The organism is Serratia sp. CY47444, from assembly GCF_052168635.1.
GTDB lineage: Bacteria > Pseudomonadota > Gammaproteobacteria > Enterobacterales > Enterobacteriaceae > Serratia > Serratia bockelmannii.
Window position 1 is genome coordinate 803,916 of record NZ_JBJNMH010000001.1, and the last position, 12,432, is coordinate 816,347.

Consider the following 12,432-nt stretch of genomic DNA (forward strand, 5'->3'; position numbering starts at 1 on the left):
AAAGGAATCATAGAAAAAATGCTTTCTAACCAACGCTTTGAGCGCAAATTCTTGCGCCCTCGTTATTGGTTGCTGTGGATAGGGCTGGGAATACTCTATCTCTTGGTGTTACTGCCCTACCCGCTCATTTATCGACTCGGACACGGCCTTGGCAGAATAGCCATGCGCCTGATGAAACGCCGGGTACAAATAGCACGCCGCAATGTAGAACTCTGCTTCCCTGAGATGCTCGCCGCCGAGCGCGAGGCGCTGATTGTCAAAAATTTTGAGTCCGTCGGCATGGGCCTGTTCGAAGTCGGCATGGCCTGGTTCTGGCCTGACTGGCGCATCGCCCGTTGGTTTAAGGTGAGCGGCATGGAAAACATGCGGCTGGCACGCCAGAACGGCAAAGGCGTGCTGCTGATCGGCCTGCATTTCCTCACTCTGGAGCTGGGTGCGCGCATCTTCGGCATGCAAAACCCCGGCATCGGCGTGCATCGCCCGCACAATAACAAACTGATGGAATGGGTGCAGACCCGCGGCCGGCTGCGCTCGAATAAATTCATGATCGATCGTAAAGATATCAAAGGCATGATCCGCAACCTGAAACAGGGTGAAATCCTGTGGTATGCGCCGGACCACGATTATGGCCCGCAAAGCAGCGTGTTCGTACCATTCTTCGCCGTGGAAAACGCCGCCACGACGACCGGCACCTATATCCTGGCGCGCATGGGGCGGCCGTCGATCGTGCCATTCGTGCCGCGCCGCCTGCCGCATGCGCAGGGTTATGAGCTGATCGTACAGCCACCGCTGACCGACTTCCCGCTGGACGATGAAACGCGCGCGGCGGCCATGATGAACCGCGTGGTGGAAGAACAGGTGCTGCTGGCACCCGATCAATACATGTGGTTGCACCGCCGCTTTAAAACCCGCCCACCCGGCGAACCTTCGCTGTATTAACCGCCTTCGCGCCTTCGCCCGCCCTGCCGGCGGCGAAGGCGCTCACCTCGCACGAGCATTCTGCGTCAGGGGAACTACACTAATAAGTCACCGACGGCAATTATTGCCGCCAGCAACCATTTCTTCCTGCCCGAGGGCCGGTCGTTGCCTGTCGGGCCACAACCGAGGTCAATGTCATGCTGGTACAACCCTATTTGTTTTTCAGCGGTAACTGTGAGCAAGCGATTAACTTCTATGTACAGCAGTTGAATGCCAAAATTGAAATGGTCATGCGCTTCAAAGACATGCCCGAAGAAGCCCGCCAAGGCGGGCCGCAGGACGCCAATCCTGAAGCGATCATGCATGCGCGTCTGCTGATCGGCGACGGTGTACTGATGGCCTCCGATGGCTGCCCACAAGATGACAGCGGCGTCGCTTCTCACAAAGGCTTCTCGCTGTCGCTGAACCCCAGCGATGCGGAGCAAGGACGCAAACTGTTCGACAATCTGGCGCAGGGCGGCCAGGTGACGATGCCTTACCAAGCCACCTTCTGGGCCAAAGGCTTTGGTATGCTGACCGACAAATTCGGCGTCAACTGGATGATCAACGTCGAATAACCCGTCATGGCGCCGCTAGCTGTAGCGGTGCCAGTCATACGCCACCTTGGCGAACAGCACGAACAGCAGCGCCAACAGCGCCAATCCCAACCGCCAATAGGGCGACCGGCGCCGCCGCCAGGCGAAGAACATCATCACCGCCAGCCCCCCCAGCGTGAGGGGGTAATACACCGCCAGCGTCAGTAAAGCGATAATGATGTAATCCGACATGGCCCTTTTACTCCTTCGCGTTCACGCCGCCGCAAATGCGGGTTGCGATCGCCCTTTCGCCTTATCGCCTCGTTAAGGGCTAGAGGTCTGGCGCGTTTATGCATAAAATATAAGATTGCTCTTAACTCGAACTAAATAGTAATCAAACAACAAGGGTGACATGACTCAGCAGCAACCCATACAGGATGCCGTGCCGCCGCGCAGCGTTAAAAGCTCCCCATTATTATTTCAGGCCGGCGTGTTTGTCATCATCGTTGCCGCCACGCTGATCCTCTTTAACAGCTGGCAAATCTGGAACGCGCACCAGCGCGATCTGCGCAGCGCCGAGCATGAATCCGCCAACCTCGCCCGTTCGCTGGCGCAGCATGCCGACGATACTTTCATGCAGGTGGACGGCAATCTGCTCGATCTGACCGAACGTCTCCAGAACGACGGGCTGGGTCCATCGCAGCTGACGCGGCTGCAGCGCGTCATGCAGACGCAGGTCGGCAACCTGCCGCAGCTGCATGGGCTGTTTCTCTACGATGCGCGCGGCCGCTGGCTGGCGACCTCCTCGGGCAAATTCATCAAGAACGCCAACAACGCCGATCGCGATTACTTCAAATACCATCAAAACCGCGACGGCGGCGGCCTGTACATCGGCAAGGTGATCCGCAGCCGCACCACCGGCGATCTGATCATTCCCGTTTCGCGGCGCTTCAACCACCCGGATGGCAGCTTTGGCGGCGTGGTGCTGGCGACGCTGTACGTCGATTATTTCCGCCAGTTTTACGACAGCTTCGCCCTCAACACTGACGCCTCGCTGAACCTGCTGCTGGCGGACGGCACCATCCTTTACCGCCGCCCCTACTCGGCGGCGTCGATCGGTAAAAACATCGCCAAGGGCGTGCTGTTCAGCGAAATTTTGCCGCATTCGGAATTCGGCAACGCCACCATCACCTCGCTGTACGACAAAGTGGAGCGCATCTACGGCTATTCGCGGGTCAACCGCTTTCCGCTGGTGATCGCCGCCGGGCTATCGAAACGCGACGCGCTGGCGGACTGGCGCACCGACGCCGGGCTGTTCGCCGCCGGTGGCCTCTCGCTGCTGATGATCCTGTTGGCGATGGGCATGGTGCTGCTGCGGCAAATCAAGCACAGCATGCAAACCGAAGCCGAGCTGATGCGCACCCGCGATCAGCTGACCAGCATCAACCAGATGCTCGAAGAACTGGCGCTGCTGGACGGCCTGACCGGGCTGGCCAACCGCCGCCAGTTTGATATCGCGCTGAAGAACGAGCTGGCGCGGGCTTCGCGCAACTACCGCAGCGTGGCGCTGCTGATGCTGGATATCGACTATTTCAAACAGTACAACGACAGCTATGGCCACGTCGCCGGGGACCAGTGCCTGCAGCAGATCGGCCAAACGCTCAAAGGGTTGGCGTGCCGCAGCAACGACGTTTTAGCGCGCTACGGCGGCGAAGAGATGGGGATTATCCTGCCGGATACCGACATTCAGGGCGCACTGATTTTCGCCGAACGCGTCATCCAGGCGGTACGCGATCTGAAGATCCCGCATCAGGGCAACCCGCACGGCATCGTCACCATCAGCATCGGCATCTGCGCCAAAGTGCCACATATGTATAACGATACGCCGATCAGCTTTATCAATGAGGCGGACAGCGCGCTGTATCAGGCCAAGAAAAAAGGCAAAAACTGCATTTACGGTGCTTAATCAATAATCGGGTCTCCAAATTTGGCGGCCCGATTTATTCCCGACAAGATGAAATAATTCCACTCCGCAACATTATTTCCCCGGTTTGCCCTGCTATTTGAATGAAATAACGCCAATAAATAAGCAGCATATTTATTTCCATTACAATTCAATAAGATAAAAAATACACCATTCCGCAGACAATTCGTGCCATTTTTGATTATTCGTGCCTACGCGCAGCCCCGTTTAGCCCTCGTTTACTTTTCATTGGTATTGCCGGTGATATCCTTATTGGGAATATTCTCTCTATCAGGAAGCCATCGCACGCTTCGGCGCACTGCGCCCTGCTGATACATCCATAATAGAACCCACAAATTTCACGTTGCAATTGAGCGGCCTGCTGACGCCGCTCCAGCCAGCCACTGCGCAAGCCAGTGCAGCCAATCACGCGGCAACCTGAAAGACGGGAATAAAGCGATATAGATTTGCGAGGAGATCTCATGCCTACTGGCGATATTATGCGTGAACAGGCCGTCCTGACGCTGCCGTTGCGACAATGGGCGGCAGCGGAAGCATCCAGCGCGGTCAGCGAACTGGAACAGGGCAAGGTACTGTTTCTGCCCGAGCTGGCCTTCACCCTGTCTGAACAGGAAATGCCACTGCTGGATCCGACGTTGGTCGATCCGAAGCGCAAAAACATCAGCTATCAGCCGCTGTCCGGCAAGCTGACCGGCGTCGCCGTCGCGGAACGCCGGCAGCAGGTTCAGCAACTGCTGGAGCGCTATTACCAGTCGTGCCGCCAGCTGATCGCCGGGCTGTTGCCCGAGTATCAGGAGGCGCTGCACCATCCGACCGGCAGCCTGCGTTTGCACCCGGTTTCCGCCTGGCGGGCGACCAGTTCCTGGCGCAAAGACGACAGCCGCCTGCACGTTGACGCTTTCCCGTCGCGCCCGAACTACGGCGAACGCATTCTGCGCATTTTTACCAACATCAACCCGCACGGCGAGCACCGCCAATGGCGTGTCGGTGAACCGTTCCCTGAGCTGGCGGCACGCTTTATGCCGCGCCTCGCACGCTACTCCGCCCTCAGCAGCTGGCTGCAGCATCAGGTGCGCATCACCAAGACCCGCCGCAGCCATTATGACCACCTGATGCTGCAGTTGCACGACGCCATGAAGGCCGACGGCGATTATCAGCAGCAGGGGCCGCAGCTGGCGCTGGCGTTTCCGCCGGGCAGCAGCTGGATTTGTTTCTCGGATCAAACGCCGCACGCCGCGATGGGCGGCCAGTTTATGCTGGAACAGACCTTCCTGTTGCCGGTGAACAAGATGCAGGATCCGCAGCGCTCGCCGCTGAAAGTGCTGGAACAGCTGCGCGGTCAGCCGCTGATCTGAATAGATTGCCGCCGCCGGGGCTGCCGGCGGCGGCAAACGCGTATTACGCCTCGAAGTCCCCCTGCTGGCGCGCCACCAGCGTCAGGATGCTGTACAGCGCCACCGGCTGCTGTTCCTGATTCAACACCTGCACATCCCACACCACCACGCCGTGCGGCCGCTCCTCGGCGGTTTTTTGCGGCTTGCGGATTTTCTTCTTGCAGGTCAGCCGCACCTGAATGGTGTCGCCGATCTTCACCGGTTCGATAAAGCGCAGATTCTCCATGCCGTAGTTGGCGATCACCGGCCCGACGGCGGCATCGACAAACAGCCCGGCCGCGGCGGACACCACAAAGTAACCGTGCGCCACTCGCTCGCCGAACAGGGAATCGGCGGCGCCGATCTTGTCCATGTGCGCGTAGAAATGATCGCCGCTCAGGCAGGCGAAGTTAACGATATCCGCTTCGGTCACGGTGCGGCGCGCGGTCAACAGGCTGTCGCCCAGCTGCAGCTGCTCGAAGTATTTACGGAACGGATGTACCGGATGCTCGGCGACCGGCGCGCCGCGCACCCATTCACCGCCGATGGCCGCCAGCATCGCCGGGCTGCCCTGGATCGCCGTGCGCTGCATATAGTGCTTCACCGCACGCAGTCCGCCCAGCTCTTCCCCGCCACCGGCGCGCCCCGGGCCGCCGTGTACCAGCATCGGCAGTGGCGAACCGTGGCCGGTGGACTCCGCCGCCGCCTGTTCATCCAAAATCAGTATTCGGCCGTGGGCGCAGGCCGCCGCGCGAATGAAGCGCTTGGCCAACGCCGGATCGGCGGTCACCAGCGATCCCGCCAGGCTGCCCTGCCCCAGCAACGCCAATGCGATCGCCTGCTCGGTATCAGCATACGGCATCAGCGTTGCCACCGGCCCAAAGGCCTCGGTGCCGTGCACCGCCTGATGGGTGAACGGATCGGCGCAATACAGCAGGGTCGGTGGATAAAACGCCCCACCGCGCGCGCCGTCGCCCAGGATCTCCAGCTTATCCAGCGCCGCGCCACAGAGCGGTTCGCAACCATTGCGCAGCAGGAACTCTACCTTGCTTTGCACATCCTCACGCTGCTCGTGGCTGACCAACGCCCCCATGCGCACCGGCTCCAGCTGCGGGTCGCCCACCGTCACCCCCGCCAGGCGCTGCAACAAGGCCTGACGCACCGCCGTCACCTGCGCCGCCGGCACGATGATGCGGCGGATCGCAGTACATTTCTGCCCCGCCTTGGCGGTCATTTCACGGCACACTTCTTTGATGAACAGCGCAAACTCCGGCATCTCCGGCGTCACGTCCTCCGCCAACACGCAGCAGTTGAGCGAATCCGCCTCCATGGTGAACGCGATCGATTTTTCCAGCAGGCGCGGATGCGCACGCAGCCGCTGCCCGGTCTGCGCCGAGCCGGTGAAAGTCACCGCATCCTGATAATCCAGGTGCGCAAACATGTCGCCGACGCCGCCGCAAACCAACTGCAGCGCCCCTTCCGGCACCAGCCCACTGTCGACGATCAGCCTGACCATCGCCTGCGTCAGCTGCGCAGTAGCGGTGGCCGGCTTGATGATGGCCGGCATGCCCGCCAGCCAGGTCGGCGCCAGTTTTTCCAGCATGCCCCAGCACGGGAAGTTGAAGGCGTTGATGTGCAGCGCCACGCCAGGGCGCGAAGTGAGCACGTGGCGGGCGGCGAACTGCGCCTGTTTCGACAGCGGGATCAACTCGTCTTCCGGCCACAGCGTATCATCCGGCAGATCGCGACCGGCCATGCCGGCATAGGCGAACAGCGTGGCGATGCCGCCTTCGATATCGACCCAGCCGTCGCTGCGCGTCGCACCGGTTTGATAGGAAATCTGATACAGCGCCTCTTTATGCGCCAGCAGGTGTTTCGCCACCGCTTTCAGCATCTGGGCGCGCTGCTGGAATGTCATGTTCGCCAGCGCCGGGCCGCCGTGGCTGCGGGCATAGCTCAGGCTCGCCGCTAACGGCAGGCCGTCGGAGCAGACCTGGTACAGCGCTTCGCCGGTCACGGCGTGACGGATCTCGCGGCCCTCTCCCTGCCCATACACCCAGGCGCCAGATAGATAACTGTGTAACTGCTGCATGTGCCCTCCAAAATTCATAAATTTTCACCATACAGCTTAATTACGTATCACATAAATGCCAGTCAGCGCCAAATCAAATTTTAACAAAAACAGAACAAAACCCGTTTTCAAGCCGCTTACCCTGTCATTAATACGGAATTGATGGTTTTATTTATCAAATTAAATCAATAAAATAACAAAAAACCTTGTGAGTGAGCTCGCAAAACCACATGAATCTCGTTTGATCTTTTTGTTATCAGTTTGTAGCCTTATGGTCAGTTAAAGTGATTCACATTTTTATGTTTAATGTGAAAAATACGAATCACCAAGAGGCGAGCATGACAACTGACGCACAATATCAGCAGCATTTCGACGACAAGATCGCGGCGGATATCGCCATTGAGGCCAAAGACTGGATGCCGGACGCCTACCGTCAGAACCTGATTCGGCAGATCGGCCAACACGCCCACTCGGAAGTCATCGGCATGCTGCCGGAAGCCAACTGGCTGACGCGCGCCCCCACGCTGCGCCGCAAGGCGGTGCTGCTGGCCAAAGTGCAAGATGAGGCCGGCCACGGTCTGTACCTCTACAGCGCCGCAGAGACCCTCGGCTGTTCGCGCCAGGACATCTACCAAAAGATGCTCGACGGCAAGATGAAGTATTCCTCCATCTTCAATTACCCCACGCTCAACTGGGCGGATATCGGCGTGATCGGCTGGCTGGTCGACGGCGCCGCCATCGTCAACCAGGTAGCGCTGTGCCGCGCCTCCTACGGCCCCTATGCGCGGGCGATGGTGAAAATCTGCAAAGAAGAAAGCTTCCACCAGCGCCAGGGCTACGAGGCGGTGATGGCGATGGCCCACGGCAGCGACACGCAGCGCGCGATGTTGCAAGACGCCATCGATCGCTTCTGGTGGCCGGTGCTGATGATGTTCGGCCCGAGCGACGCCGACTCCCCTCACAGCGCCCAGAGCATGGCGTGGAAAATCAAACGCCACAGCAACGATGAGCTGCGGCAGAAATTCGTCGACAACACCGTGCCGCAGCTTGAGGCGCTGGGCATGACGGCGCCAGACCCGAGTCTTACCTGGGACGAGGCCGCCGGCCACTATCGCTTCGGCGAGATCGACTGGAGCGAACTGCATGAAGTGATCAAAGGACGCGGCCAATGCAACCACGAACGCCTGCAGGCCAAACGCCGCGCCTGGGAAGACGGCGCCTGGGTGCGCGACGGCGCCATGGCCCACGCCGCGAAAAACGCCGCTTCCGCCGCATAGCCAACATAAGGAACCGAGATCATGAGCCACGTTGAATGGCCGCTGTATGAAGTGTTTATCCGCAGCAAACAAGGGTTGGCGCATCGCCACGTCGGCAGCCTGCACGCCGCCGACGACCAAATGGCGCTGGAAAACGCCCGCGACGCCTACACGCGCCGCAACGAAGGCTGTTCGATCTGGGTGGTGCAATCGCGCCATCTGATCGCCTCGCAGCCGGAAGATCGCGGCGCGTTCTTCGATCCGTCCGAAGACAAGATCTACCGTCATCCGACGTTTTACACCATCCCCGACGGCATCAAGAACATGTAGAGGCGACCATGACGGTTAACGATCCGCGCATCAGCTATTTGCTCCGCCAGGGCGACACGCCTCTGATCCTCGCCCAGCGTCTGTGCGCCTGGTGCGGCCACGCGCCCGAACTGGAAATCGATCTGGCGTTGGCCAACATCGGTCTCGATCTGCTCGGCCAGGCGCGCCACTTCCTGGGCTACGCCGCCGAACTGGCCGGCCCGCCCTGCAGCGAAGACAGCCTGGCCTTCGGCCGCGACGAACGCCAGTTTCATAACCTGTTGCTGGCGGAACAGCCGAACGGCGGTTTCAACGACACGCTGGTGCGTCAGTTCCTGCTCGACGCCTACCACGTGCAGCTGCACCAGGCGCTGAGCCGCAGCCGCGATGCGCAGATCGCCGCCATCGCCGCCAAATCGTTGAAGGAGGCCGATTATCACCTGCGCTTCAGCCACGGCTGGATGATCCGCCTCGGTGACGGCAACGACATCAGCCACCGCAAGATCCAACAGTCGCTGGATAACCTGTGGCGCTTTACCGCCGAGCTGTTCCACGCCGACGCGTTGGAACTGGCGTTGGCGGAACAAGGCATCGCCGTCGATCCGCGCACGCTGCAGGCCCCCTGGCTAGCGCAGGTGGAAGAGACGCTGCGGCAGGCGACGCTGGCGCTGCCCGCCGAGCAGGCGTTCCGTCACGGCGGCAAGCAAGGTCAGCACAGCGAACACCTCGGCCCGTTGCTGGCGGAGATGCAGTTCCTGCAGCGCGCCTACCCAAACAGTCAGTGGTAGGAGGCCGCGATGAACGTCACTCGTTTGCAACCCGCCGAAATCCCGCAGATTTGGCACTGCCTGCAGCAGATCAGCGATCCCGAGCTGCCGGTGCTGTCGATCACCGATTTGGGCATGGTGCGCGACGTGGTACGCGACGGCAGCGGCTGGCGCGTGACCTTCACCCCAACCTATTCCGGCTGCCCGGCCACCGAATTTTTGCTCAACGCTATCGAGCAGCGGCTGGCGGCCGCCGGTTTCAGCCCGGTGCAGGTGGACATTCGCCTCAGCCCGGCCTGGACCACCGACTGGATGAACGCCGACGCCCGCGAGCGGCTGCGGCAATACGGCGTAGCGCCCCCGCAGGGCCACACCTGCGATCGGCCGCATGCCCACGGCCCGGTCGCTTGCCCGCGCTGCGGCAGCACCCACAGCGAGAAGATCAGCGAGTTCGGATCCACCGCCTGTAAAGCGCTGTACCGCTGCTGCGACTGCCGGGAACCGTTCGACTATTTCAAATGCATATAGGAGCGCTGACACCATGACGGTCTTTCATCGCCTGAGCGTCGTCGCCATCGAGCGCGAAACGCCTGACGCCGTAGCCATCACCCTGCGGGTGCCTGAAGAGCTGCAAAACCAATACCGCTATACCCCCGGCCAGCACCTGACGCTCAAGGCGCTAGTCAACGGCGAAGAACTGCGGCGTTGCTACTCCATCTGCAGTTCGCCGCAGGAAGGCCTGCTGCAGATCGGCGTAAAAGCGATTGATCAGGGCCGTTTCTCCGGCTTCGTCAACCGCATGCTGAAAGTCGGCGACGCACTGGAGGTGATGGTGCCGCAGGGGCGCTTCGGCTACCAGCCGCAGGCAGAGCGCCACGGCAACTACCTGGCGATCGCCGCCGGCTCCGGCATCACGCCAATGCTGTCGATCATCAAGGCGACGCTGCTGCTCGAACCGGGCAGCAGCTTCACCCTGATCTACGGCAACCGCAACAGCCGTTCAATGATGTTCAAAGAGGCGCTGTCGGATCTGAAAAACCGCTACCCGCAGCGTTTTCAGCCGCTGTACCTGTTCAGCCAGGAGAGCCTCGACAGCCCGCTGCTCAGCGGCCGCATCGACCGTGAACGCCTGGCGGCGATCGGCGGCGCGCTGCTGGATTTCCGCGACTATGACCACGCCTTCATCTGCGGGCCGGAATCGATGATGGACGACGCGCAAACCGTGCTGGAACAGGCCGGCGTCCCGGCCAACCACATCCACAGCGAACGCTTCAACACCAGCGGCCTGGTCACCCGCCCGCGCCACAGCGGCGATCGCAACGCTACCCGGGTGGCGCTCCTGCTCGACGGGCGCCGGTTGGATATCGAGGTCGGCGAACAGGACGACAGCATTCTCGACGCCGCGCTGCGCCAGGGCGCCGACCTGCCCTACGCCTGCAAAGGCGGCGTCTGCGCCACCTGCAAATGCCGTCTGAAGGCCGGCCAGGTGGAGATGGGCGTCAACTACAGCCTGGAGCCGGATCAGCTGGCGGCGGGCTACGTATTGAGCTGCCAGTCGTGGCCGAAAGGCGACGGCGTGGTATTGGACTTCGACGTCTAGGAGCCGCGATGGACACCCCCTTTATTTTGCATCAGCAGCAGCACCGCGTGGTCACGCTGACGCTGCACCGCCCGGAGGCGCGTAATGCCCTGAGCACGCCGTGCCTGGAACAGCTGGTTGCCCGCCTGGAGCAGGCCGACGCCGACAGCGGCGTAGGCGCCGTAGTGATCGCCGGCGCGGCGCGCTTCTTCGCCGCCGGCGCCGATCTGCGTGAACTGCAACAGCAGGATCTGCCGGCCGCGCTGGCGGATCGCCGTCCGCAGCTGTGGCAGCGTCTGGCCCAGTTCAGCAAGCCGCTGCTGGCGGCGGTGAACGGTTATGCCCTGGGCGCCGGCTGCGAGCTGGCGCTGGCCTGCGACATCGTCATCGGCGGCGAAAGCGCCCGCTTCGGCCTGCCGGAGATCACCCTCGGCCTGATGCCGGGCGCCGGGGGCACCCAGCGCCTGATCCGCTGCGTCGGCAAGGCGCGCGCCAGCCAGATGGTGCTGACCGGCGAGCCCATCGACGCCCGCACCGCGCTGCAGGCCGGCCTTATCAGCGAAGTGTGCGTCGATGCCCTGACGCTGGAACGCACGCAGCAGATTGCCGATCGCATCAGCCGTCAGGCGCCGCTGGCGCTGCGCGCCGCCAAACAGGCGCTGAAACAGGCCGAGGAGATCGGCCTTAGCCAGGGGCTGGCGATGGAGCGTCAGCAATTTGTCACCCTGGCCGCCACCGACGATCGCCGCGAAGGCATCGCCGCCTTTTTCGAAAAACGTACGCCAAACTATCAGGGGCGCTGATTTATGGATAACGCATTGGTTCTCAGCCATCTCGACGCCGGCGTGTTGACGCTGACCCTCAACCGGCCGGATCGGCTCAACAGCTTTAACGACGAGATGCATCGCCAACTGAGCGAAGCATTGACGCAAGCCGAGCGCGACGACAGCGTGCGCAGCCTGCTGATCGCCGGCGCCGGGCGCGGTTTCTGCGCCGGGCAGGATCTCAACGATCGCAACGTCAGCGCCGACCAACAGGCGCCGGATCTCGGCCTGTCGGTCGAACGTTTCTACAATCCCCTGATCCGTCGCCTGACCGCCCTGCCGAAGCCGGTGGTGTGCGCGGTCAACGGCGTGGCGGCCGGTGCCGGCGCCGCGCTGGCTCTGGCGTGCGATATCGTCATCGCCGCCGACAACGCCAGCTTTATTCAGTCGTTCTGCCGTCTGGGGTTGGTGCCTGACTCCGGCGGCAGCTGGTTCCTGCCGCGGCTGGCCGGCCACGCCCGCGCGATGGGTATGGCCTTGCTGGGTGACAAAATCAGCGCCCAGCAGGCGCTGGAATGGGGCATGATCTGGCAGGTGGTGCCGGCGGACGAGCTGGTCGACCGCACGCAAACGCTGGCGCGCCATCTGGCCACCCAGCCGACCTACGGCCTGGGACTGATCAAGAAAGCCCTCTACAGCTCGGCCACCAACAGCCTCGATCAGCAGCTCGATCTGGAGCGCGATCTGCAGCGATTGGGCGGCCGCAGCGACGACTACCGCGAAGGCGTCAGCGCGTTCTTTGCCAAACGCACGCCAAACTTCAGCGGGAAATAGCC

13 protein-coding genes are annotated in these 12,432 nt (G+C 61.7%); 11 read left to right on the plus strand and 2 right to left on the minus strand.

The features are described from left to right. Positions 1–18 precede the first annotated feature (18 nt). Positions 19–939 (plus strand): Kdo(2)-lipid IV(A) acyltransferase, encoded by a 921-nt coding sequence (locus ACJ8IL_RS03660; RefSeq protein WP_442516348.1) that lies wholly within the window; start codon positions 19–21, stop codon positions 937–939. 176 nt (positions 940–1,115) lie between these two features. Continuing rightward, positions 1,116–1,535, plus strand: coding sequence for a VOC family metalloprotein YjdN (yjdN, locus tag ACJ8IL_RS03665; RefSeq protein WP_060433454.1), 420 nt, complete (start codon positions 1,116–1,118; stop codon positions 1,533–1,535). A 15-nt stretch (positions 1,536–1,550) separates the two neighbouring features. Here the strand turns inward: yjdN and ACJ8IL_RS03670 are convergent, their stop codons facing one another. Beyond that, on the minus strand, positions 1,551–1,745 hold the full coding sequence (locus ACJ8IL_RS03670) for a hypothetical protein (protein WP_043140533.1): 195 nt from the start codon (positions 1,743–1,745) through the stop codon (positions 1,551–1,553). A gap of 160 nt (positions 1,746–1,905) precedes the next feature. Between ACJ8IL_RS03670 and ACJ8IL_RS03675 the strand changes: the two genes are divergently transcribed. Then, positions 1,906–3,459, plus strand: coding sequence for a sensor domain-containing diguanylate cyclase (locus tag ACJ8IL_RS03675; protein ID WP_025303360.1), 1,554 nt, complete (start codon positions 1,906–1,908; stop codon positions 3,457–3,459). 479 nt (positions 3,460–3,938) lie between these two features. Further along, positions 3,939–4,832 carry a Kdo hydroxylase family protein gene (locus tag ACJ8IL_RS03680; RefSeq protein WP_025303361.1) on the plus strand — a complete coding sequence of 298 codons (894 nt, stop codon included), beginning with the start codon at positions 3,939–3,941 and terminating at the stop codon, positions 4,830–4,832. Positions 4,833–4,875: 43 nt separating this feature from the next. Here ACJ8IL_RS03680 and paaZ read toward each other — a convergent pair whose 3' ends face one another. After that, positions 4,876–6,942, minus strand: coding sequence for a phenylacetic acid degradation bifunctional protein PaaZ (paaZ, locus tag ACJ8IL_RS03685; RefSeq protein ID WP_308370045.1), 2,067 nt, complete (start codon positions 6,940–6,942; stop codon positions 4,876–4,878). Positions 6,943–7,259: 317 nt separating this feature from the next. Between paaZ and paaA the strand changes: the two genes are divergently transcribed. From paaA to paaG, 7 genes are read left to right on the plus strand one after another with little or no spacing between them, the layout of a single operon-like run. After that, entirely contained in the window at positions 7,260–8,198 is a 939-nt protein-coding gene (paaA, locus tag ACJ8IL_RS03690) for a 1,2-phenylacetyl-CoA epoxidase subunit PaaA (protein ID WP_439089995.1), read from the plus strand. 21 nt (positions 8,199–8,219) lie between these two features. After that, positions 8,220–8,507, plus strand: coding sequence for a 1,2-phenylacetyl-CoA epoxidase subunit PaaB (gene paaB / locus ACJ8IL_RS03695; RefSeq protein ID WP_004935173.1), 288 nt, complete (start codon positions 8,220–8,222; stop codon positions 8,505–8,507). 8 nt (positions 8,508–8,515) lie between these two features. After that, complete coding sequence (paaC, locus tag ACJ8IL_RS03700; protein WP_025303364.1) at positions 8,516–9,274, plus strand: 1,2-phenylacetyl-CoA epoxidase subunit PaaC; 759 nt, start codon at positions 8,516–8,518, stop codon at positions 9,272–9,274. A gap of 9 nt (positions 9,275–9,283) precedes the next feature. Then, complete coding sequence (gene paaD, locus ACJ8IL_RS03705; protein WP_025303365.1) at positions 9,284–9,781, plus strand: 1,2-phenylacetyl-CoA epoxidase subunit PaaD; 498 nt, start codon at positions 9,284–9,286, stop codon at positions 9,779–9,781. Between the two features lie 13 nt (positions 9,782–9,794). Then, positions 9,795–10,853 carry a 1,2-phenylacetyl-CoA epoxidase subunit PaaE gene (gene paaE, locus ACJ8IL_RS03710; RefSeq protein ID WP_442516349.1) on the plus strand — a complete coding sequence of 353 codons (1,059 nt, stop codon included), beginning with the start codon at positions 9,795–9,797 and terminating at the stop codon, positions 10,851–10,853. Between the two features lie 8 nt (positions 10,854–10,861). Next, a complete protein-coding gene (paaF, locus tag ACJ8IL_RS03715; protein WP_060433464.1) occupies positions 10,862–11,635 on the plus strand; it encodes a 2,3-dehydroadipyl-CoA hydratase PaaF in 774 nt (257 codons plus the stop codon). A gap of 3 nt (positions 11,636–11,638) precedes the next feature. Beyond that, a complete protein-coding gene (gene paaG / locus ACJ8IL_RS03720; protein ID WP_060433466.1) occupies positions 11,639–12,430 on the plus strand; it encodes a 2-(1,2-epoxy-1,2-dihydrophenyl)acetyl-CoA isomerase PaaG in 792 nt (263 codons plus the stop codon). Positions 12,431–12,432: the final 2 nt, after the last annotated feature.